Source organism: Marinobacter salinexigens (assembly GCF_008370345.1).
Lineage (GTDB): Bacteria > Pseudomonadota > Gammaproteobacteria > Pseudomonadales > Oleiphilaceae > Marinobacter > Marinobacter salinexigens.
Genome location: NZ_VTUU01000007.1, coordinates 26,564 through 48,469, shown reverse-complemented (window position 1 = coordinate 48,469; position 21,906 = coordinate 26,564). Strand labels below are relative to the sequence as shown.

The window sequence follows — 21,906 nt, the reverse complement described above, 5'->3', positions numbered from 1 at the left end:
GCCTCGATCAGTCTTCTGCGTAAACTTTCTTGATTTCACCGGCACCGCCAGTGACTTCAAGAACCTGAATCGGAGCCAGAAGTGTTCCGTTATCCTGGAACGACACGGAGCCGCCAACCAATTCGAACTTGTCGGTCGCCTTACGCTGCGCCAGCAGGTTCTCACCGGTAACGTCCTTGCCCTGCGCTTCCAGCTCTTTCGCCAGCAACGCAAACACCCTTACCGCGTTGTAGTAGTTGGCAACGTATGACGTCGGCGTCTTGCCGTTGGCCGCCCGGTAGTCATCAACAAAACGCTTGGTAACCGGGTCGGTAGAATCCCAATCAATGCTCTGGGTGGTGTAGAGCGCACCTTTTGCTTCGGGCAGAGCCTGCAGACTTGGCAGGGAGAATGCGGAGTAGCTGATGATCTGCTGATCGACACCGTTATCCCGAAGCTGCTTCACGATCTGCAATTGCTGGGCGCCGTAGGAGGCAATGTAGACCGCGTCCGGATTACTGCTGCGAACCCGTGCGGCAACACCGCTGAACTGCTGAGCCGATGGTGTGATCGAGTGTGCTTCTACCAACTCACCACCCAGAGGTTCCAGGGTTTTTTCCAGCTCATTCAAGATACCGGCACCCAGAGGGTCATCGACATAAATCAGGGTTACCCGCTTGAGACCAAGCTCTTCGACAAGATATTTACTCGCTGCTCCGACCTCGTTATTGGCCAGAGGAATTACGTTCCAGAAGTACTCCCCGAGTGCTGCCAGATCCGGGCCAACCCCTCCACCGTTTACCGCGACGGTTTCACTCCGCTGGGCCAGCGTTGAAATTGCTTTGGAGACCCCGGTAAACGCGCTCAGGACATAAGGCACCTCTTCAACATTCACCAGTTTATTCATGGCGATAACACCATGCTGAGGTAACGCCTGGCTGTCCTCATACAGTACGTTCAGGTCACCAGACAGCATGTGGTCTTCATTGGCGTGCTTCGCTGCCAGGTTTGCACCAGACATAAAAACATCACCGTAGGACGCGTTGGGACCACTGAGGGGGAATACCGCACCAATTGAAACATCGTCAGCAAGTGCGACAGAGGATGAAAACAACGTGGCGGCCAGCGTAAGGGCGGGAAGGCGCTTGCGTATCATGAGAAATGTCCTTTGTGATTCTGCTTTGTTTTATTTGTTGAGCAAAATCACACTACCCATGCCCGAACAACCGCACAATTTGGGATTTCCGAACGCTGTGTTCAAGAAAAATGAACATTTTAAGTATCCACCCAAACTCAGCATTTAGCCTTTCACTAACCCCCCTTTAATCACTTTGAAATACCCAAAACAACACCACTTGGGCACTCTATGAGACATACATAGCTGTATGTATGTCAGCTCATTTGCTAGCTACAAAACAAATCCAATAAAAGTGAAACACAGCCCAATGGACTATCTGGAACGAGTTATAAGCAGAATAAACACCATAGTGACGTTTCTGGGCGGGCTCGCGATTTCTCTGATGATGATTCACATCACACTGGATATCCTAGCCCGATTCCTGTTCAACACCCCCCTTCCGGGAACGATAACTATCGTCGCGCACTATTACATGCTGATCGCAATATTCCTGCCGCTGGCTTACGCCGAGCAGACGAACTCCTCAATTGCGGTGGAAATTGTGACCACGAAGTTCAGTCAGCGAATACAGCAGCGCTTCAACGGCTGGACGCACCTGCTGATAAGCATTACAGCTTTCCTCATGACCAGCGAGGCCTTCAATGTGGCCGTAAAGAACTACCGCTCAAATACGTCAGTCATGCAGGGCGATTACACAATTATCACTTGGCCCAGTTACTTCATCCTGTGTGCCGGCACTTTCCTTCTGGGAACTTACTGTCTTCTCCGATTCATCACATTTGTTGTAGGTAAAGCACGCCCTGTAGCAGTGGAGGCAGCTCATGTCTGATATCGCTATCGGCTTTACAGGACTTGCCTCGCTGTTCTCTTTGATTGCGCTCAGAGTGCCTATTGGCATCGCCCTGATCATTGTTTCTTTTGTCGGGATCTGGGCCTTGATCGGTGTTGAAGTTGCGATGTCCTCGCTCGGCATTATTCCTTACAACTTTGCATCCAACTGGACACTCAGCTCCGTCCCGCTCTTCCTGTTTCTTGGTTTTATCTGCTATCACGCAGAGTTGACCCAGGGAATGTTCCGGGCCGCAAGAGCATGGTTGGCGGGAATTCCTGGCGGGCTGGCAATTGCGTCAATATTCGGGTCGGCAGGCTTTGCAGCCGTTTCCGGGTCATCTATTGCCTGTTCTGCAGCGATGGGACGAATCGCCGTTCCTGAAATGATTCGCTACAAATACGACCCGGGGCTCGCAACGGGAACTGTCGCAGTAGCAGGAACCATCGGCGCGCTGATCCCCCCGTCAATCATCATGATCCTGTACGGCGTTATCTCCCAGACATCCGTTTCCCAGCTATTTCTGGGTGGTGTAGCGGCAGGTGTTATCACCGTCGTTGGTTATGTTCTGGTGGTCTGGATCCGGGTAAAACTGAACCCTGACATAGCCCACGACGTGACGGAAAAAGTCCCCGTTGAAGAAAAGATACGGTCTCTGAAAGACACCTGGCCACTCTTTGCCATCATGATCGGAATTTTCGGTGGATTGTTTGCTGGTGTATTCACTCCGAACGAAGCCGGCGCTGTCGGAGCATCCCTCGCGTGCATCGTTGCCCTTACGAAAGGAAAACTAACCTGGAAAGTGTTCAAGGCATCGGTTCTGGAGACGCTCGTGACCACCAGCGCCCTTCTGATTATTGCCGTAGGCGCCAGTCTTCTGACACGCTTCCTGGTCTTTTCCGGTGCAGGAGACTATATCTCCGACCTTATTCTATCCTTTGAAGCCAGCGACATTCTGATCGTAATCGGCATTGCGCTTATCTATCTGGCTCTGGGCATGTTCCTCGAGCCTATCGGCGCGATGCTCCTGACCCTGCCTATCGTTCTGCCAGTCATAGAAAGCACGCAGTACAGCCTCGTATGGTTTGGCGTGGTTCTGACCAAACTTCTGGAAGTTGGCATGATTACTCCGCCAGTGGGGATGAATGTGTTCGTCATCAAAAGCGTGGTTGGAAACCTGGTTTCCACGTCCCAGATCTTCAAAGGCATTCTCTGGTTCCTGGTAATGGACCTCGTCATTGTCGCCGTGCTCATTGCCGCACCCGACATCATCATGTACCTGCCCAATTTGCTTAAATCATAACAACAGGACAAGACTCCCATGACTGTATCCGATCAAGTAAAAGCGCTCATTCACAACCAATCGTTCGTCAATGGTGAATGGGTTAATGCCCTAAGCGGAAAGACCTTTTCGGTCATCAATCCCGCAAACAATGAACTGATCACAGAGGTACCAGAGCAAACCCAGGAAGATACCAGCGCCGCTATCGCGGCCGCTGAGGCTGCCCTTCCGGCATGGAAGGAGTTGACCGCAAAATCCCGCTCTTTGATCCTCAAACGATGGGCCCAACTGGTAAACGAAAACCTTGAAGCCCTGGCAACCATTCTGACCCTGGAGCAAGGTAAAGCGCTGGTAGAGTCCCGCGCGGAGGTCGCCTCGTCAGCCAACTACATCGAGTGGTTTGCCAACGAAGCCATACGCATCAACGGAGATACACTGCCAAGAAGTGCAAACGGTAACTTCGAGTACATGCAAAAGTTGCCGATCGGTGTGGTCGCCGCTATCACGCCCTGGAACTTCCCGAACTCCATGATCGCCCGTAAAGTAGCCCCTGCTCTTGCGGCCGGGTGCACCGTGGTTATTAAACCGGCAGAAGATACTCCGCTCTCCGCTCTTGCCCTGACACACCTGGCCGCAGACGCAGGTGTACCCGCTGGCGTCATCAACGTCATTACCGCCAGCACCGGAGCCGAAGTCGGCCTGGAACTCTGCAAGAACCCCACCGTGAAGAAGCTGTCATTCACCGGATCCACGGCCGTCGGCAAGATTTTGCTGGAGCAGTGCGCCAGCACCGTCAAGAAGCTCAGTCTTGAGCTCGGCGGCAATGCGCCATTTATCGTCTTTGAAGACGCTGACCTGGACGCCGCAGTTCAAGGGGCCATTGCCATCAAGTTCTACAACAGCGGGCAAACCTGCATCTGCGCCAACCGGCTTCTGGTTCAGGAAAGCATCCACGATGAGTTCCTGGAGAAATACAACGCAGCCATCAACCAAATGGTGCAGGGCCATGGTCTGGAGGAAGGCGTCAGCCACGGCCCCCTCATTAACGAAAAGGCCATCACGAAAGTTCAGAGCCTCGTAGAAGCCACCATCAAGCAGGGTGCAACCGTGTATCGCGGAGGCAAGGTGCTACCTGAACTGGGCTCGAACTTCTTCCAATTCACGATACTGTCCGATCTGGCTAAAGATATGGACATTTTCAGTTCGGAAATCTTCGGTCCCGTTGCCGCCGTCTACAAATTCCGCGACGAAAGCGAAGCCGTCGCTATGGCGAACGACACACCGTATGGCCTGGCCAGTTACCTCTACACCAAAGATACCGGTCGCATCTTCCGTGTTTCCGAAGCTCTTGAATATGGCATGGTGGGAGTTAACACACCGAAGTTTGTTTCCGAGACTGTTCCGTTTGGCGGGGTGAAGGAATCCGGTATTGGCCGCGAAGGGTCCGTACACGGTATCGACGAATTCCTTGAAATGCATTACGTCTGCATCAGCGCCTGATCAGGACAGAAAAAGGGGGGCTTGAAGCCCCCCTTTTTTGTCGCTATTAGCTATTCTGAAGAATAATACGTCCCGGAACATTACCTGCAGACAGGTCATCAACCGCAGACTCCGCTTTCTCCAGAGGGCGAACCTCCACCGGGATATCCACAAGGTCGTGCTGGCTGGCAAACGCAACCAACTCTTTCATTTCATTCAGCGTTCCTGTGTAGGAGCCAATGATGGAAACAGCCTTGGTAATCAGCACAGGAATCGGGTAGCGAATTTCACCGCCATGCAGACCTACAGCTACCAACCGACCACCTTTCATCAGAACACTCAGCCCCAGCTCTGCAGTCTGCTCATTACCCACAAAGTCCAGCACCGCACGGCAATTGCCATTTGTCGCTTCGAGGATAGTGTCAACGATGCCCTCGTCCCGTGGATCAAAGGCAAACCTTGCACCACTCTTTTTAACGAGCTCTCTCTTCTCCTCAGACACATCGATGGCAATCACGTTTTTGATACCGGATAGCACCAGTGTTTTTACCGCCAACTGCCCAAGACCACCACAGCCGACAACCACCACGAACTCTTCTTCGTGAACAGGCTGTATCTTTTTGATGGCGGAATATGTCGTTAAGCCGGAGCACGCCAGCAGTGAAGCATTTGCCGGGTTCAGATTACCCAGGTCTGCCAGGTACCGGGGATGGGGAATAATCACATATTCAGAATAACCACCGGGTTTAAAGACTCCCAGTGACGCCGGTTTTGTGCAGAGGTTTTCCTCGCCACGCTGACAAACAGAGCACTCGCCACAACCAATCCAGGGATATATCAGTTTCTGCTGACCAACCGCTGCACCTTCTGCGTCTGGGCCAACGGATTCGACGGTACCGACAACCTCGTGCCCCAGGGTAACCGGCAGTTTGATGCCACGCCCACCCAGATCGAGTTTTTTACCTTGACCCAGTTCGTAATATCCCTCGCGGACATGGACATCACTATGGCAAACACCACAAAAATCCACTTTCAACAATACTTCGGTGCCCGTGGGAACCGGAATATCATGATCTACCGGTTTAATTTTCCCGGCAAACTCTGAAAGCTCATACCTTACGTATTTACCATTGGAAGCAACTGTATCAGACATAAAATCTCCTGATTGTTTGAATTATTTTATAAATACGAGAAAAAAATTATATATATCAAATGACTTTGATATTTAAAGGCTACTTAATATACTAAACCCGCGCAACATAATTAATTAACATTTAAAAGACCACAAAAACAAACAATAGGATATTTATATGCCTTCCAGAACAAAATTATATAAATCAATATTTGGCGCCATACTTGCTGGCACTATGGCCAGCACCAGCCTTCAGGCAGACACACTTCGCTATGCGGTCGGTTTTCCTTCAGGTGCGCCTATTGAAGCCGCCAAAGAATATGCGAAAGCTGTAAAGCAGAACACGAACAACGAACACTCTGTAAAACTTTATGAGTTGTCGCTACTGAACCACAGCGAAATGAATTCCGGAATTAGTCAGGGTATGGCAGATCTTGGTTACCTGTTAACAGCTTACTCTCCGTCTGACTACCCTTACTCTAACCTCGGCGCTGACATGTCAATGCAAACCGCATTGAAAAGCGACATCCCAGGTAAAGAGGGTTATGCCTACTCAGGAGCGATGCTCGAGTACATTATGCTGAATTGCCCGGAGTGCCAGGGTGAATTCTCCAAAAACAACCAGGTGTATACCGCCGTCGTATCCACACCTGCGTACGTGATGTTCTGTAACGAGCCGGTAAAAACCCTCGAAGACGTAAAGGGTAAACGCCTGAGGATCTCCGGTGCTCCCTGGGCACGATGGGCCAAACATTTCGAGGCCTCTCCCGTTGCCCTGCCCATCACAGAAATTTATGAAGCTCTCGAACAAGGCGTTGTGGACTGTACCTTCCTGTCACCCACGGAACTGACAAACTTCAACCTCGTCGACGTTGTTAAGAACATTACGACCGATGTTCCTGGCGGTCTGTACGCGGCCGGTGGTGCCGCAACAATGAACAAAGACACGTGGAATCGTTTTGACGACGAAGAGAAAACAGCCCTTTTGAAAGCAGGTTCGGTGATGTCGGCCTACGTGACATTCCTGTACCAGAAGCAGGCTTTCAGTGACATGAAAAAGGCAGCCGCCAAAAACATCAACATCATGACGGCAGACCCAAGCCTGCTGAAGGCATCAAAAGAATTCATCGAAGAAGATCTGAAATTTGTTCCTGAATTCTATGCCAACGAATACAACATTGATGGGGCAAAGACTCAGGAACTGTCTGACACCATGGCGAAGCTTATTGAGAAGTGGAATGGGCTGGTAGGCGATATCGAAACAGCCGACCAACTGTCAGAACTTTACTGGAATGAAGTTTACTCGAAGCTTGACCCGACCAAGTACGGCAATTAATCGAGCCATTTCCTCTAACACAGGCGGAACCTGAGGTTCCGCCTTTTTTACGACTATGAAAAGTTTGTCTAAAACGGCAACGTAAACACCGCACACACTACGCTGGCAGCCCCCAGAGCAACCATCGAGAACTTCAGACTCCATTCATAGGAAGCTGTGTGGGCTTTGTACCCAGTGCACCGCTCAAGCAAAAGGGAGTTAGCCGAGTACGGGGTTCCGGCGATGGTCACACCCCAGCCAACAATGATGCCCAAACCCAGGCCAAGCAGTCCATACGATGGCCAGATAGGGCCGAGTATGCTCCCTGAGAGGGTTCCGGAAATGATCGGATTCACCCCCACACTACCACCGATGAAGAAAAGCCAGGGAACCGCCATAGCAACCATAGGGTAGGCCCATGACGGCAGGCTGAAATCCATGCCCAACCAGCCAAGGGCAAAGGTACCGATAATGCCACCCAGAAACGCCGAGCCTCCCATGATGGCCAATTCATTATTGATCATCGACAGCGAGGGTAGTGCGACCCGTCCGTCCTTTACACGACGATAGAGCAATCCGATAGCAACCGCTGCGAGACAACTGAAGGTCACCGACTGGGAGTATGGCAAACTGCCCTGCGAGTTCAGGAGAAATGCACCAACACAGATCGAACCAATGATTCCGATAAACCTGAGCCACGGAAACAGTGCAGATTCATTAGTGGCATCTGCCAGTTCCCTCACTGGCTCATCTTCCCGAGCCAGCAGACCACCCAACAGGTAGAGAATGGCGAACGGGAGGCCAAGCGCTATGAGCTTCCAGCTCGACAACCCGGGGACAAGCGTGACAGTCATCACGATCGCAATAGAGAGGGGGGATGCCATTGGCGAAGCACCAAAGCCCCGAACGACTGCCCGGGCAGCGTTGCGGGCCGACGCCGAATCGCCCTGCTCTTTGACCTGCAGACCTATCATGGTGGCGATTACGCCAACAGCCCCGAAATTCAGAGGCACAGATAACAACGCCGTGCCGGATGTCATTCCGAAATAGCGGAAGACTGCCCTGCCACCGAACAGGCTTCGCGAAATCACCTTGAGGTCATCCGACTGACTCAGGACTGCAGACAACAACATAACGGTGATGATCAGAGAGCCGATTCTCGTCATGTTTGAAGCTGCCTGTTCAACAGCTTTAGGCTCCAAAGCCAGCGCTACGCCTGCAAGCACGACAATGAGCAGAACGATAACCCTGCCTACCATTCTCAGATTTCCCCACCCAAGCACGATGGCAGAAATCATCAGCAATACCGCCAGGTAGGTATGACCGGGCAGAAAGACCGAAACGCCAACCAGCAGGCCGGCATAGGCAAGCACAGAACGGAGCAACGAGAAACTATCCGGTTTCAAGGGGAGGCTTCCTTATCATCATGACGTACCTCCCCCGGAAACCTCACCAAGCAGGTCGGAGGAGGCAATGCACAGTTATGAGGTAAGAGGCGGCAGCAGGCGGGCGCCGGTAAGCGCCTGGACCTCTTCCAGAGTGTTATCACCAAAGAGCTCAACAACACGTAGCCCTTCCGGTGTGACATCAATGACAGCAATATCCGTGAAAATCCGGCTCACCACCCCCATACCCGTCAGCGGGTAGGTACACTTCTCAAGGATTTTCGGTTCGCCCTCACGGGTCGTGTGATTCATGATCACAAACAGCTTTCGCGCGCCAACGGCAAGATCCATGGCGCCACCTACAGCAGGCGGAAACTTGTCGTCATTGGTTGCCCAATTCGCCAAATCGCCATTCTCAGCCACCTGAAAGGCACCCAGCACGGAAATATCCAGGTGGCCACCACGCATCATCGCAAACGACTCTGCGTTATCGAAATAGCAACCTCCGGGCAGCAGGGTAACGTACTGCTTTCCGGCATTGATCAGGTTCGGGTTTTCCTCTCCGGGCAACGGTGACGGGCCAACGCCGAGGATGCCATTTTCACTGTGATAGATAACCTGCTTGTCGTCAGACACATAGTTGGCCACCTTGGTCGGCATCCCAATACCCAGATTCACATAGGATCCGTCCGGAATATCCTGCGCGGCCCGGCGAGCCATCTCTTCAGAACTAAGCCGTAACATGTTTCTTCTCCTCTGACACGACCCGATCAACAAAGATACTCGGGGTAATAACCTTTTCCGGATCCAGCTCACCCAGCGGCAGGATCTGATCGACTTCGGCAATGGTGACTGCCGCGGCCATGGCCATCATCGGATTGAAGTTACGTCCGGCGGTGTTATAGATCAGGTTGCCCCAAATGTCGGCGGTTTCGGCCTTGATCAGCGCGAAGTCAGCTTTCAGGGGCATTTCCAGGACATAGCCCTTGCCGTCAATAACCTTGGTCTCTTTACCCTCAGCCAGCCGGGTACCGTAGCCGGTTGGGGTCAGAAAGCCGCCAATTCCCGCGCCGGCAATCCGGATACGCTCGCTGAGGGTGCCCTGAGGCACCAGCTCCAGCTCGACACTGCCCTCTTCAAACCGTTTTTCAAACCAGACAGAACCAGCAGAACGCGGAAAAGAGCAGACAATTTTCCGGACCAGTCCATCCCGTAGCAGGCTGGCAATACCTTCCTCCGCCACACCCGCGTTGTTGGAAATAATGGCCAGGTCTTTGGCACCGTGCTGCCTGAGCGCCTCGATTAACTCAAGCGGAATACCTGAGCTGCCGAATCCGCCAATCATCACATCGGCCCCGTCCGGGATATCAGCGATCGCTTCCCGATACGTTGCGACTCGTTTATCAATCATCTTTCTTACCTTTCCAAATCCGGCCAAATCCGGTCATTCAGTGGTTACGGGCAGGAAGCGTGGCAGAGCCAAACAGCTTCTTGCCGGCATAGATCGCAACAATCACGCCTACTCCGAGCATCTCCGAGATTGCATCCGGATAGATCAGCAGCCCGCCCGCAATGAGTGCAAGCACTCGCAACGGCCAGCCGATGATGCCAACACGATAGAGATACCCTTCCATTGCCGAAGCAATCAGCCAGATCGCCGCGATCGCGGTGATTGCAGACATCAGGATTCGCTCGATATCACCTTGTAGAATCAATGACGGATTCAGCACAAACAGGAACGGCAGGATGAACAGAATGCCGCCGAGACGCATGGCGTAAACACCTGTCTTGGTGGCATTTGAGCCAGCAACGCCCGCAGCGGTGATCGCTGCCAGAGAGACGGGTGGCGTGATGTACGACAGCATGCCCCAATACAGAATGAACAGATGACTCGCCAGCGGGTTCAGGCCCGCATTTACCAGAGCCGGAGCCAGCAGGATGGACAGGAAGATGTAGCAGGCGCTGACCGTCATCCCCATGCCCAGAACAAAGCTGGTGACCGCTCCGGCAATCAGCATCAACGGGATGCTGCCGTCGGCGTATAACAACAGTTCTCTTGAGAAGGCACCGGCCACGCCGGTGTACGACAAACCGCCGACAACCAGGCCGATACCCGCAAGGATCGCCACCAGGTTGGAGACATTAGTCGTCAGATCCATTATGAATGCTTTCGCACGGGTCAGGTTCATACGGTAATCACGTTTGAACAGTGCAACAACAAGCAAGACCAGGGACGCGTAGTAGGGAGCGTATGCCTCAATTCGCATGACCAGCAGCATGTAGATCAGCATCGCCAGCGAAAGCAGATACGGCCAACCTTCTTTCAGCGTTTCCTTCAGCGATGGAATCTCAGACTCAGGCAGACCTTCGAGCCCTCGACGAGCGGCATAGTTATCCACCTGGAACAACAACGCGAGATAGAAAAGCAGGGCCGGTAAAAACGCGGCAATCATGATTTCCGCATAAGCAACACCCAGGAATGACGCCATAATGAATGCCACTGCGCCCATCACAGGAGGCATCAGGGTGCCACCGGTTGAGGCACACGCTTCCACGGCTCCCGCATAGTGAGCCGGATAACCGGTCTTCTTCATGGTTGGGATAGTGATCGGGCCGGTGGTCAGAATATTGGAAATCACGCTACCGGACAGACTGCCGAGGATACCGCTGGACAGCACCGACACCTTTGCTGGCCCACCACGGCTCCTCCCCATCAACGCAGTCGCAAACTTCATAAAGAAATCACCACCCCCGGTAATGGTCAGAGCTGCGCCGAACACAACGAAGCCGATCACCAGTTGCGCGACCACCTGCATCGGAATACCAATGACACTCTCCACCCCGATCACATGGGCGCGAAGCAACTCAGGCAGTTCATACTCATTGCCCCAGAGGAAGCCAGGCATGCTGTCGGCATAAAGGGGATAGGTTCCGAAGAACAGGGACACAAACAACAGCGGCCAGCCGCCACAACGGCGCACGCCTTCAAGCACCAGAACCAGCAGGATGCCGGAGAACACTGTCGCCTCGGTGGGCGCCATGTATTCCCAGCCCATGTTGATCATGGTCAGACCGTGGTAACCAAGATAGCCACAGGACACCAGCGCCAACACCGCCAGTACCCAGTCATACCACGAGATACGATCCCGCGCGCCGGACCATGCCGGGAAGCACAGGAAAGCAGCAGCCAGGAAAATCCCGATCAGATAATAGAGATAGGAGTTCCCCAACGGCTCAAATCCGAGCAATTTCAGGTGGAAGGTCTGATTGATTGCCATCAGCAATCCCAATCCACCAAGGGCGAGAGCTGTCCAATAGCCGACCCCGTGAAGGCGCCCCTTTTTCGGGGCTTGAGTTTCAGGAGTATTGGTTTGGGCATCAACGCCCTGAGAAGAAGTCATGTTGCGAACCGCTCCGGAATAGAAGTCAGGAAGACAGCGAGCGCATAACGCACCCGCTGCCCTTGATCAGAACCGGCAATTCCTGCCGGGCACTCAGAGTGAGCTGAGTGCTTGCTTCCGATATTTCTCCCAGATATCGGCGAACTCTTCATCGCTCTTACCTTTGCCTTCGGCAACCGCCTTCGGCCAGGCTTCCAGCAAGGCATTCAGACGCGCTGTGCGAGCATCATTCCAGGCCTGGTATTCATCGTTCCAGATACCTTTCTCTTTCAGGTATCGGATCGCACCTTCGTGAAACGGAACATCAATCGCAGGAACACCAGATTTGTTGATATCCCAACGCGGCATAGCCGCCGTGGCGTCCTTGTACATCGGATAGGTTTCATCCACGGCTTTCAGCATGTTGTAAACCGTGTCTGCGTCCATATCTGCGCGAACCGCCAGAACCGGGTAACGGTAGGCCATGATGTTCACTGGATTTTCTTCACTGATACCGGCTCCAATGGTCTCCGTGTATGGTGCAAAGAACGGAGCCAGTTCGTTTACCTTGGCCCAGCCTTCCGCATCATTCGGGTCCATGTTCAGCCAACGAATACCCCGTGGTGATTCCGCCAGTTCATACACGTGGCTCGGTGTTGTCGTGGTGCAGGAGGCATCCGCTTCGCCCCGCGCAAGCGAGCTCATCGCACTGGCGTAGGTCGGGAAGGTAACAGCTTCTACGTCGTCCTCGGTCAGGCCGGCGAAGGCCAGAAAGGCGCCACACTTCACGTTGATAGACGGGTTACCGGCCACGAACGCAAAACGCTTGCCCTTGAGCTCTTTCAGGCTGGTGATGTTCGCATCACGGGCGGTAAAAATACCGATGGATGAAGGTCGACCAGCAATGGCACGAAGGTCCTGAGGGCCCCACTGACGTGTGGAGAAATCGTAGACACCTTCCGCAGCGAAGAAGGTTTCAGTCGCCAGAAAGCCTACATCTGCGCGACCACTCAGCAACGGCTGAAGCCGGCCGATGGCAGAACCTGAAGGCTGGATCCGGATGCGTGTTCCGTATTTTTTACCAAATGCGTCTGCAATAGCAGAGGCTTCGGCATAACCGGCAGAACCTACGTCGTAAGAAGACCAGGTCATGGTGTCCGGCAAGGTGGTTTCAGCCGCCTGAGCGACAGTCGCTCCAAGAACCAGGGCGGCGGAGCAGATCGTTGCGGCAAGGGGACGTACAAAGTTCGAGGTACGATCGAGCATGGCAGTTCTCCAGTATTTGTTTTTGTTTCATGCAAGGCCGAAGCTAGTTCATCAGAAACAGCATCAACAACTTTCTATAAAAAATGGTTATGCATGTCGCCCTAAGCTAACCGCTGGATGATTCCGTGGTCAACGATTGTTTGCCCCTCCTATAAACCAATTTTATATAGAGTTCATACCGCATTTTTATACCGTGACGAACTAACACGTTATGGCCTGAATCCCATAACAAAAAAGCATAATTTAAAGATTACCTGATACCTGAAACACCCACCTTCGGCGTGACAGGTATCCGGCAAAACAACAGCTAGTACATCAACGAGGGAAGGAAAAGGGAAAGACCGGGGAACGACATAAGGAGAATCAGCACCACCGCCTCTGCAGCAAGGAACCAAACCGTTCCTCTGACGATTGTGCCGAACGGGACACGGTTTCCTACACCGGCACTAACCACAAACAGATTCAGCCCGATGGGTGGTGTCAGCAGCCCGATTTCGATGAACTTGACCACCAACACCCCAAACCAGATGACATCCACATCAAAAGCCATCACGAAGGGTGCCAGCACCGGAAGGGTCACCAGCATCAGACCGATAGGGTCGAGAAACATACCCAGCACGATGTAAAACACCGTCACAATGAGAAGGAACAACCAGAGCGAAACCGCATAACCTTCAACCCAACCGCCAACATTCATCGGTATCTGGCTGAGTGTCAGCATACGGCTGAACAACACCGCACCTATTGCAATCAGAAATATCGCTGCTGTGCTGCGTACGGTTTCGGCAACCGCCTCCTTCATCGCAGACCAACTGAATGCACCCTGCAGAACAGCTGCAATCACCGCAACCGAAGCACCGAATGCCCCCGCTTCCGTAGCCGTGACCATACCCGTGTACAAACCGCCCACAACCCCGGCCACGATGACCGGCAGCGGCCAGGACCGAATCAGCAACCGCACTTTTTCGGACATTTCATAACGATCACCCGAAGCGGGGGCCAGTTCAGGGCTCACTTTTACGCGCACAACAATCAGGACGGCATAGGCCAGCATGGTCAGTAACCCTGGGATAATTCCCGCCATCAACAACTGCCCGACAGAAGCCTCCATAAACACAGCATAAAGAACAAAAGGAATACTGGGCGGAATAAACGCCCCCAGGGTTCCGGACGCTGCAACCACCCCGGTAGCCAACCCCGGGTCGTATTTAGCACGCAGCATTTCCGGCACCGCAAGCCGGGACATAGCACCGGCCATAGCGACACTCGAACCGCTGGCAGCAGCAAAACCCGCGCTGGACACGTTCGTCGCAATCGCCAATCCGCCCGGCAGAAAACCCAGCCATGCACGCCCTGCGTCATAGAGGGTTCGTGTCAGGCCGGTATGGAAGGCTATCGCCCCCATGAGTATGAACATCGGGATGGCAGTTAATGACCAGTGCGCAATAAACTGGAAGGTGGTAGCACCCATCAGTGAAAAGGCAGCAGACGACCCCCTCAGCCACCAGATACCGGTGAATGCCGCAAGACCCAGCGCCACCCCAATAGGTATTCTCAGCGCAAGAAGCACCAGCAACAGGCCAATGCAGGACAGACCAATTTCAACAGGGCTCACGGCTTATCCTCCTGCTGAACATCCTTTGACACCAGAAGCCGGTACACCCCATACAGCGAAGCGAGGAAGGCGAGAAATATTCCGGCCAAAGCAAGCCAGCGCGAAGGCCAGGTGGTCAACTGAAAAGCGATAGCATCCACGGTTTCCTGGCGCTTCCAGCTCCCCACTGCTTTCAGGTATAAGCCGTAGGCGAAGATACCAAAATAGGCAGCAACGGCTATCGCACCGACCCAGTCAACCAGGCGCCTGACGCCGCCTCTGAGAAACTGCGCAAACACGTCCACCCGGACGTGACAGTCCTCCACCGTGCAGGAAAAAATACCGATAAACACCGCAGTCACCATGTAGTAATACGTAACCACTTCCATGGTCCCGGGAATATGGAGTTCAAACAGAACCCGCAACAATACCTCCGCGGTAACATGCAACATCATCAGCACAATGATGCAGCCTACGGCTACCGCTGCCCCATCACTGGTTTTCTTCAGCCAACGATTCATCATCGCCCCCTCAACAAATCCTGAGAATGACTTTGCCAACTGACCGGCGCTCAACAACGCTGGCAATTGCCTGTATTGCTTCGTCAAACTCGAAGGTTTGCGAGTCCCTGACGTTCAGGCGTCCCCCCGCGGCGGCCTGGAACAGTTCCGCCATGAGCTCCTGAATCTGGCTTGCGAACTCCTGACGGCGATCCACTTTGCCCCAGCCGATGTACTCAGAAAAGTTCACCCCATGCAGGCTGATGTTCTTAACCAGCAGGAGGTTCAGAGGCGCCTGGGGGATAACACCACTGGCAAATCCCAGCGTGAGGATATTGCCGCCAATAGCCGTACTGCGGATGAGCTGCTCGAACTGATCACCACCAACCGGATCGAACACAATATCAACACCCCGCCCTCCGGTTTCCGCACGGACAACATCCAGCAGGTTCTGGGTGTTGTAATTGATCAGAACCTCCGCCCCACTCTTTCGCGCAATGTCGAGTTTGGCATCCGAGCTTGCCGACGCAATCACTCGCGCGCCCTTCAGGCTGGCAATCTCAACGGCCGCCAGACCCAGGGCCCCGCCTGCTCCGCACACAAGTACCGTTTTGCCCGCTTCCAGACCACCGCGCTCCAGAGCCGTGGCGGCAGTACCGAAAGACAGAGGGATTCCGACTGCCCGAGCCAGGGGAACTCCGGCAGGGACCGGGTAAACCGTCGCGTCAGGGGTAACCACTTCTTCCCCATAGGCCCCGGCATCCACGATAGCTGCCACCCTGTCTCCCGGTTTGAAACGATCGACGCCGTCCCCGCATTCGAGAATTTCACCCGACACTTCCGTACCCGGAATAAAAGGCAACGGCATTTTGCGCTGGTAACGCCCGCTCACCATCAACGAAATGGCATAACTCACACTGGCATAATGAATCCGGATCCGAACGGCACCGGGTACCAGCTGTGGCCGGTCGGTTTCCGTCAGTTTGAGGTTTTCAAAACCTGAGTACTGCTCACACAAAACTGCTTTCATGACTCACCCGCATGATTATTGTTATTTGCTTGCGCCTGGACACAGGCCCTCTCTCGCATCAGGGCAGCGATTGCCTCATCGTCATATCCCAGTTCCTGAAGCACTTCACATGTGTGTTCTCCCAGTCCCGGGGCGGGCCTGAGATTTTCTGCAACAGCCCGGGAACCCGGAAATTGAGGTAATGGCACGCTACCAAACGCTTCATGATTCACCTCGGGCATCAACCCCAGATGCCGGACCTGGGGGTCCATCAGCAAATCCATGTAGCTGTTCTGCGGCCCACACAAAACACCGGCCTCGTTCAGACGATCAATCCAGTGAGCCCTCGGACGGGTTAAAAAAATGTCGCCCATCAAAGCGTGAATCTCCGTCGCATTCCGCTTCCGGGATTCGTTGTCGGTAAACCTCGGATCGGACTGCCATTCGGGGTGGCCAAGCACATTGGCCAGTGCATAGAACATCTCATTTCTGAGGCAGACGACGGAAATGGCACCGTCGGAGGCATCAAACGTACCGGAGGGCACAGTGACATGGGCATTACGCTGGCCACCCTGAAGGAACGATTCCATCATCGGCATAGCCTGAAACGCGGAGGCTGATGCCAGAAGGGAAAGATCCAGATGGCACCCTTCACCTGTCATCTTCTGCTCATACAGTGCTGAGGCCAGTGCAAAGCCTGCGTATAGCCCGGTGATCATATCCACCGCCAGCATACCAACCCGCTGTGGCTGTCCCGATTTGTCGGCATTCATAACGGACATACCGGTGACCGCTTGCAGAATGCTGTCTGAGCCAGGGCGCTCCACGTACGGGCCTGACTGACCGAAACCGGAAATCGATCCCATGATGATGCCCGGCCGAATCGCCTTGAGCGATTCATAGCCCAGGCCCAGTTTCTCGACAATGCCGGGCCGGAAGCTCTCCATCACCAGATCGGCCTGCCCCGCCAGCTTTTTCAGAACGGCTGCACCGCCCGTTGTCCTGGCATCCAGACAAATCGATCGTTTGTTCCAGTTCGCGGAAACACTCAGAGTGCTCTGATCCCCCCGACGCACACCCATCAACCTGCCCCAATCTCCCTGAGGAGGCTCCACTTTCAACACAGTGGCGCCCATCATCGCCAGCATCTGCGTGGCATAAGGACCCGCAAGGCCCTGACTGACATCCAGCACCCGAACACCGCGGAACGGTAGCCGTTCAGTTTTGTTGTTAGTCATCAATAACTCATCCCGGGAAGGGGGCTACAGGCAGGTTCTGGTGCCTGCAACCCAACGGAGGTTTGGCTCAGAAGGCTTTGTCGTAGATCTCACTTTTCAGAAGCGCGGCGTACTCTTCCTCTGTGATGTCCGGATCGGCCAGCAATTTCTCCCATTTCTCTAGATTGGCGATGAAACTGGCGACGATCCTGTCGGCATTCTCTACACCACGCCCGGCAGCAGTGGCAGCTGCCCGTTCCACCTGTGCCTGCATAAAGTCAGCCCGAACCTGCTTCATCTGGTCTGACACCTCAATAAAGCCAATGCCCTTCTCCGCTGCAGATCCACGCACTTCCTGCTCTTCCTTCTGATACTCGAAAATGGTCTTGGCGACGCCCAGAGGTACCGCAGAAACAACCGCTTGCTGCTCGGCATCAGACAACTCCTCCCACACCGAGTTACGAATGTTGAGTAGTGATCCGCCCACAAACGATCCCATGGGCAATTCAACAACACTGTTGGCCACCTCATTGAGCGACAGGGATTTCAGCCAACTGGTCGCTCCAATCACACAATCGAGCTGACTACGCTCCATCGCCTCATAGGATTCACTATTCGGAATATTGACAGGGATACCGCCGATCTGGGTTACCCAGCGCCCGATTTCCTCGCCGGCAACCCTCATCCTCAGCCCTTTCGGGTCGAAACCATTGGCAAAGTCGGCCTTGCACATAGCCTGATACGGCGGCGTTCCGTAGCTTGCAAGGAAACGCACGTCGTTGTCCTCGAATTCCTGAATGCATTGGGGACAGCCGGTCAGAACCGTATCGATACTGGCCGCGGTCGCAACCAGAGAATTCTGGTCCCAGAAAGACAGATCGCTGATGGTGGTATTCGCCGGCAGGGACGTCGGGTAATACACCGTCACCAGAAAACCGCCATCAATCATGCCGTCGCGGACAGCTGACAGCAGTTCTTTGCCAGAGGCCGCAGCACCGGAGGGGAAAAAATTGAACTTGATGTCGCCCTCAGTTCCGCTCTCCACCTCGTCAAAAAACACTTTCATGCCAGTGCTGGTGGGATGGTGCGGAGGCAGGTATGAACCGTAGGACAGGTCACGGGCCAGGGCGGGGGTAGCAGTAATCGAACCCGCCACGAGAACAACACTGACACCAATCGATGAAAACAGGCCAAGACGTTTTTTTAGCATTGTTGTTATCTCCAAACTGTGGATTTTGCCGCAATGACTTGCACTTCGTTCGCATTGCGAACACAATGTTCTTATTGGGAACACCAAGAAAATAAGTTCAGAAAACAGGCAATGTCAAAATATTTCGGGGAGACAACAGCCATGAATTCAGATGGCCAGGACGAACAGTTACCTATAGTTCAATCGTTTATACGTGGTCTGGAGGTGATAAAAACATTTGGTGAGGGGGCAGCCCAACTATCACTTTCAGAAGTCGCAAACAGGGCATCCATCTCAAGGGCCAGTGCCAGAAGATTACTTCACACACTTTGCGACCAGGGGTACGCGCGTACCGACGGAAAACTTTTCTGGCTGACGCCCCGCATTCTGGAACTGGGATTCTCGTACCTGTCCTCCATGGATATCTGGTCGTTTGCACAGGCGCACATGGAGGAGCTGGTACAGCGTGTCCACGAATCATGCTCCATTGCCGTTCTGGACGGATACGACATCTACTACGTGATGCGCGTTCCTACCAGAAAGCTTCTGAAGAGCACGCTGAATATCGGCTCATCGCTGCCAGCCCACGTGGTTTCGCTGGGACGAATACAGTTGGCGGCGCTTTCTGATGACGAACTGGATTACTTTCTCGAGACCGCAAAAATCGAGCGTTACACGCCCTTCACCATCACCGACAGGGAAGAACTCAGGCGTGCCATTCGGGAGGATGGAGCCAAGGGCTGGTCGTTGGTAGACCGTGAGCTCGAAGAAGGCATGTACGGTATTTCCGTTCCGATTCATAACCGGCATGGCAAAACCATTGCAGCCATCAATATCACCCTTCCCCCCAGCAAAGGAGCCGAACCCGGCATGCTGGACTATTTGCTGGCAGAGCTGCAGGAAACCGCAAATCAGATCAACAAGGAGCTGGCACGGAGACAATAACCGACATGCCACGGGTATTCATACCGGGCATAGCTCCAATAAAAAATATGCTTTTCCCATCTGCCCCTTAACTTGTTACGGTGCAGGGAACAACAATTTCAAGTGCCATCCTGGAGAAAGCTATGGACATGCCAAACCCGACCATTTCGCTGGTTGATTCAATCACGTCGCGACGCTCCATTCGCGGCTTCCTGCCGAAGCCTGTTTCTCAACAGACGCTTGAGCAGGTTTTTCAGCTGGCTCAGCAGGCACCGTCCAACTGCAACACCCAACCCTGGAAAGTATTCGTGGCCTCGGGCGCGACTAAGGACAAACTTCGCGATCAGTTTGTTGCAAGGCAGCAACAGGGTGTAGCTGGCAACCCGGACTTCGAGTATGTGTCTCGCTGGGAAGGGGAGTATCGGCAGCGCCAGGTAGATTGCGCCGTAGCCCTTTACAATGAAATGGGCATCGCCAGGGACGATAAAGCAGGCCGACTCCACGCCGTACAACGCAACTTTGAGCTGTTTGATGCGCCCCATATCGTCTTCCTCGGAATGGACAAGAACTTCGGTTCGACTATTGCTCTGGATGTGGGCATATACGCTCAGACCCTGATGCTGGCCATGCACGCATTTGGCATTGGCTCATGCGCCATGGGTAGCATGCGCGCATACCCTGACCTGGTTCGGGAAGCCTTCGATCTGGACGACAATGTCGGTATTCTGCTCGGTATCAGTTTTGGTTACGAAGACTCCGAAGTAGATGCCAACCGGACAAGGACCGTTCGCGAGCCGCTCTCGCAATCCGTCACGTTCCGGGAGTAATGGGTGCACTTGTGAACACCCTGTCACTACGATGGCCCCGGAGCTATGACTGGCCCACCACAAACCGCAACCTTGCGGCGATCTGTCTGGTCGTCACGTCTGCGTGTGCCATTCTGGAACAGTTTGTCAGTTCTGAGTGGCTGAGTGGGGTAGCCGGTCTGACCCTACTGTTGTTTGTCCTGCTGCAGTGGCATGGCATCACCCGCACCTATCGCATTTTCGCCATTCTCGCCCCATCCCTGACGGTGGGGCTTTGGCTCTCAGGCAGGATTGATCATACGGTTGTTGCGGCGGGTGTTGATCGAGCCACTTTTTTTACGCTCTTCCTGACGTCTCTCGCGGTATTGCGGGAATCCGCCCAGTCATCATCGCTGGTCCAGAGGTGTGGCAAAGTACTGGTCAATCAGCCCCCTGCCCGACGCTACATGCTGATGACTTTCGGCTCCCATCTTTTTGGCGTCATGCTCAACATAGGCGCTCTCAATGTGCTGGGAACCATGGTTCGCCGTGCAACTCGCCAGACGCCTGACCCGGAAGCCAGCCGGATCGCAGGGATTCGGCGAAAACGTATGCTGACAGCAACATTGAGAGGCTTCTGCGGAGTTCCGCTCTGGGCCCCCACATCCGTCACCATGCTGCTGGTACTTTCTTCCATTCCAGAACTGGACTGGGAGCATTACGCACCACTGGGACTGGTATGGACCCTGCTGTTTATTCTATGGGGGGGCATTCTGGACTGGTTTTCGTACCCTCGTCCAAAACCAGATGCAACGCCCGGTGGCGGGCTCAAGCAACTGATCCCTCTGGTAGGTCTGGTCGCGCTGATACCAAGCCTCGCGTTCGCCATCTCCAGGATAACCGGGCTGTCGTTGTTTCCAACCCTGCTGATGTGCGCACCGGTTATCGGTCTTGCCTGGATCTGGCTCCAGTTCCGAGGCCGCCCTACCCGGATAAAATCCGGGCTTTTTGTCAGACGCCTGACGCGGTCATTCCCCCGGACGTTCACTCAGCAGAGAAACGAAGTCGTACTCTTCACCTCATCGGGCATCATCGGCGTCATACTCATTCCGCTGATTGATCCCGTTGCCGTCAGTCAGCTGCTTATCGCCGCCAATATCACCGACGCGACGCTGATGGTCGGCATGTCCTTGACCATGTTGATATGCTCATTTGTAGGCATAAATGCCATCATAACCGTTACCCTGATGCTGGGCGCACTGCAGCAAATCCCTGACATGGCCATTTCACCGCTTGTGCAGGCCTCTGTCATTGCTATCACCTGGGCCGTTTTCGCCGGCGCATCTCCGTTCACTGCTTCTCTGAGATTCATTTCCAACTTCTCTGGCACCCCACCCCTACATTTTGGTGTGGTGTGGAACGGCTGGTTCAGCGTGAGCGTACTGGCAATCATGTACCTGACTCTGTACCTGGTGCTGTAAAGCACTTAGTTACGGGTAATCA

The 21,906-nt window shown here is 53.9% G+C and carries 19 protein-coding genes; 7 read left to right on the top strand and 12 right to left on the bottom strand.

Going from position 1 to position 21,906, the window contains the following annotated elements; translation table 11 throughout:
- Nucleotides 1-7: 7 nt before the first annotated feature.
- A complete protein-coding gene (locus FWJ25_RS14085; protein ID WP_149600902.1) occupies nucleotides 8-1,135 on the bottom strand; it encodes an ABC transporter substrate-binding protein in 1,128 nt (375 codons plus the stop codon).
- Between the two features lie 289 nt (nucleotides 1,136-1,424).
- On the opposite strand from FWJ25_RS14085, the gene FWJ25_RS14080 reads away from it, so the two are divergent.
- From FWJ25_RS14080 to FWJ25_RS14070, 3 genes are read left to right on the top strand one after another with little or no spacing between them, the layout of a single operon-like run.
- Nucleotides 1,425-1,946 (top strand): TRAP transporter small permease, encoded by a 522-nt coding sequence (locus tag FWJ25_RS14080; protein WP_188093637.1) that lies wholly within the window; start codon nucleotides 1,425-1,427, stop codon nucleotides 1,944-1,946.
- Entirely contained in the window at nucleotides 1,939-3,249 is a 1,311-nt protein-coding gene (locus tag FWJ25_RS14075) for a TRAP transporter large permease (RefSeq protein ID WP_149600900.1), read from the top strand. The genes FWJ25_RS14080 and FWJ25_RS14075 overlap by 8 nt, the downstream gene beginning before the upstream one ends.
- An 18-nt stretch (nucleotides 3,250-3,267) precedes the next feature.
- Nucleotides 3,268-4,728, top strand: a complete 1,461-nt coding sequence (locus FWJ25_RS14070; protein WP_149600899.1) for an NAD-dependent succinate-semialdehyde dehydrogenase — start codon at nucleotides 3,268-3,270, stop codon at nucleotides 4,726-4,728.
- Nucleotides 4,729-4,774: 46 nt separating this feature from the next.
- On the opposite strand, the gene FWJ25_RS14065 is transcribed toward FWJ25_RS14070, so the two are convergent.
- Nucleotides 4,775-5,860: an alcohol dehydrogenase gene (locus FWJ25_RS14065; protein ID WP_149600898.1), complete on the bottom strand. Its 1,086-nt coding sequence runs from the start codon at nucleotides 5,858-5,860 to the stop codon at nucleotides 4,775-4,777.
- 214 nt (nucleotides 5,861-6,074) lie between these two features.
- On the opposite strand from FWJ25_RS14065, the gene FWJ25_RS14060 reads away from it, so the two are divergent.
- Nucleotides 6,075-7,175 (top strand): C4-dicarboxylate TRAP transporter substrate-binding protein, encoded by a 1,101-nt coding sequence (locus FWJ25_RS14060; protein WP_188093636.1) that lies wholly within the window; start codon nucleotides 6,075-6,077, stop codon nucleotides 7,173-7,175.
- A 68-nt stretch (nucleotides 7,176-7,243) separates the two neighbouring features.
- On the opposite strand, the gene FWJ25_RS14055 is transcribed toward FWJ25_RS14060, so the two are convergent.
- The 10 genes from FWJ25_RS14055 to FWJ25_RS14010 form a co-directional block, all read right to left on the bottom strand.
- Complete coding sequence (locus tag FWJ25_RS14055; RefSeq protein WP_149600896.1) at nucleotides 7,244-8,560, bottom strand: hypothetical protein; 1,317 nt, start codon at nucleotides 8,558-8,560, stop codon at nucleotides 7,244-7,246.
- Between the two features lie 75 nt (nucleotides 8,561-8,635).
- Nucleotides 8,636-9,283 carry a 3-oxoacid CoA-transferase subunit B gene (locus FWJ25_RS14050; RefSeq protein ID WP_149600895.1) on the bottom strand — a complete coding sequence of 216 codons (648 nt, stop codon included), beginning with the start codon at nucleotides 9,281-9,283 and terminating at the stop codon, nucleotides 8,636-8,638.
- Nucleotides 9,270-9,950, bottom strand: coding sequence for a 3-oxoacid CoA-transferase subunit A (locus FWJ25_RS14045; RefSeq protein WP_149600894.1), 681 nt, complete (start codon nucleotides 9,948-9,950; stop codon nucleotides 9,270-9,272). The genes FWJ25_RS14050 and FWJ25_RS14045 overlap by 14 nt, the downstream gene beginning before the upstream one ends.
- A gap of 37 nt (nucleotides 9,951-9,987) precedes the next feature.
- Nucleotides 9,988-11,940, bottom strand: a complete 1,953-nt coding sequence (locus FWJ25_RS14040; RefSeq protein ID WP_149600893.1) for a TRAP transporter permease — start codon at nucleotides 11,938-11,940, stop codon at nucleotides 9,988-9,990.
- A 93-nt stretch (nucleotides 11,941-12,033) separates the two neighbouring features.
- On the bottom strand, nucleotides 12,034-13,185 hold the full coding sequence (locus tag FWJ25_RS14035; protein WP_149600892.1) for a TAXI family TRAP transporter solute-binding subunit: 1,152 nt from the start codon (nucleotides 13,183-13,185) through the stop codon (nucleotides 12,034-12,036).
- Nucleotides 13,186-13,492: 307 nt separating this feature from the next.
- The gene (locus FWJ25_RS14030; RefSeq protein WP_149600891.1) at nucleotides 13,493-14,800 is read right to left on the bottom strand and encodes a TRAP transporter large permease; all 1,308 of its coding nucleotides are present in this window, start codon (nucleotides 14,798-14,800) and stop codon (nucleotides 13,493-13,495) included.
- Nucleotides 14,797-15,300, bottom strand: a complete 504-nt coding sequence (locus FWJ25_RS14025) for a TRAP transporter small permease (RefSeq protein ID WP_188093635.1) — start codon at nucleotides 15,298-15,300, stop codon at nucleotides 14,797-14,799. The genes FWJ25_RS14030 and FWJ25_RS14025 overlap by 4 nt, the downstream gene beginning before the upstream one ends.
- A 10-nt stretch (nucleotides 15,301-15,310) precedes the next feature.
- Nucleotides 15,311-16,309, bottom strand: coding sequence for an NADPH:quinone oxidoreductase family protein (locus FWJ25_RS14020; RefSeq protein ID WP_149600889.1), 999 nt, complete (start codon nucleotides 16,307-16,309; stop codon nucleotides 15,311-15,313).
- Nucleotides 16,306-17,526 carry a CaiB/BaiF CoA transferase family protein gene (locus FWJ25_RS14015; protein WP_149600888.1) on the bottom strand — a complete coding sequence of 407 codons (1,221 nt, stop codon included), beginning with the start codon at nucleotides 17,524-17,526 and terminating at the stop codon, nucleotides 16,306-16,308. Before FWJ25_RS14015 ends, FWJ25_RS14020 begins: the two co-directional genes overlap by 4 nt.
- A 67-nt stretch (nucleotides 17,527-17,593) precedes the next feature.
- On the bottom strand, nucleotides 17,594-18,715 hold the full coding sequence (locus FWJ25_RS14010) for a C4-dicarboxylate TRAP transporter substrate-binding protein (protein ID WP_149600887.1): 1,122 nt from the start codon (nucleotides 18,713-18,715) through the stop codon (nucleotides 17,594-17,596).
- A gap of 141 nt (nucleotides 18,716-18,856) precedes the next feature.
- Between FWJ25_RS14010 and FWJ25_RS14005 the strand changes: the two genes are divergently transcribed.
- The 3 genes from FWJ25_RS14005 (at nucleotide 18,857) to FWJ25_RS13995 (ending at nucleotide 21,884) form a co-directional block, all read left to right on the top strand.
- On the top strand, nucleotides 18,857-19,639 hold the full coding sequence (locus tag FWJ25_RS14005; RefSeq protein WP_149600886.1) for an IclR family transcriptional regulator domain-containing protein: 783 nt from the start codon (nucleotides 18,857-18,859) through the stop codon (nucleotides 19,637-19,639).
- A gap of 122 nt (nucleotides 19,640-19,761) precedes the next feature.
- Nucleotides 19,762-20,445, top strand: coding sequence for a nitroreductase (locus FWJ25_RS14000; RefSeq protein WP_223163256.1), 684 nt, complete (start codon nucleotides 19,762-19,764; stop codon nucleotides 20,443-20,445).
- Complete coding sequence (locus tag FWJ25_RS13995) at nucleotides 20,445-21,884, top strand: hypothetical protein (protein WP_149600885.1); 1,440 nt, start codon at nucleotides 20,445-20,447, stop codon at nucleotides 21,882-21,884. Before FWJ25_RS14000 ends, FWJ25_RS13995 begins: the two co-directional genes overlap by 1 nt.
- The last annotated feature ends 22 nt before the right edge of the window (nucleotides 21,885-21,906 follow it).

Bases quoted from the DNA above. Each gene is read 5' to 3' on its own strand.
- FWJ25_RS14085 (WP_149600902.1), bottom strand. From the start codon at position 1,135: ATGATACGCAAGCGCCTTCCCGCCCTTACGCTGGCCGCCACGTTGTTT.
- FWJ25_RS14080 (WP_188093637.1), top strand. From the start codon at position 1,425: ATGGACTATCTGGAACGAGTTATAAGCAGAATAAACACCATAGTGACG.
- FWJ25_RS14075 (WP_149600900.1), top strand. From the start codon at position 1,939: ATGTCTGATATCGCTATCGGCTTTACAGGACTTGCCTCGCTGTTCTCT.
- FWJ25_RS14070 (WP_149600899.1), top strand. From the start codon at position 3,268: ATGACTGTATCCGATCAAGTAAAAGCGCTCATTCACAACCAATCGTTC.
- FWJ25_RS14065 (WP_149600898.1), bottom strand. From the start codon at position 5,860: ATGTCTGATACAGTTGCTTCCAATGGTAAATACGTAAGGTATGAGCTT.
- FWJ25_RS14060 (WP_188093636.1), top strand. From the start codon at position 6,075: ATGGCCAGCACCAGCCTTCAGGCAGACACACTTCGCTATGCGGTCGGT.
- FWJ25_RS14050 (WP_149600895.1), bottom strand. From the start codon at position 9,283: ATGTTACGGCTTAGTTCTGAAGAGATGGCTCGCCGGGCCGCGCAGGAT.
- FWJ25_RS14045 (WP_149600894.1), bottom strand. From the start codon at position 9,950: ATGATTGATAAACGAGTCGCAACGTATCGGGAAGCGATCGCTGATATC.
- FWJ25_RS14040 (WP_149600893.1), bottom strand. From the start codon at position 11,940: ATGACTTCTTCTCAGGGCGTTGATGCCCAAACCAATACTCCTGAAACT.
- FWJ25_RS14035 (WP_149600892.1), bottom strand. From the start codon at position 13,185: ATGCTCGATCGTACCTCGAACTTTGTACGTCCCCTTGCCGCAACGATC.
- FWJ25_RS14025 (WP_188093635.1), bottom strand. From the start codon at position 15,300: ATGAATCGTTGGCTGAAGAAAACCAGTGATGGGGCAGCGGTAGCCGTA.
- FWJ25_RS14020 (WP_149600889.1), bottom strand. From the start codon at position 16,309: ATGAAAGCAGTTTTGTGTGAGCAGTACTCAGGTTTTGAAAACCTCAAA.
- FWJ25_RS14015 (WP_149600888.1), bottom strand. From the start codon at position 17,526: ATGACTAACAACAAAACTGAACGGCTACCGTTCCGCGGTGTTCGGGTG.
- FWJ25_RS14010 (WP_149600887.1), bottom strand. From the start codon at position 18,715: ATGCTAAAAAAACGTCTTGGCCTGTTTTCATCGATTGGTGTCAGTGTT.
- FWJ25_RS14005 (WP_149600886.1), top strand. From the start codon at position 18,857: ATGAATTCAGATGGCCAGGACGAACAGTTACCTATAGTTCAATCGTTT.
- FWJ25_RS14000 (WP_223163256.1), top strand. From the start codon at position 19,762: ATGGACATGCCAAACCCGACCATTTCGCTGGTTGATTCAATCACGTCG.
- FWJ25_RS13995 (WP_149600885.1), top strand. From the start codon at position 20,445: ATGGGTGCACTTGTGAACACCCTGTCACTACGATGGCCCCGGAGCTAT.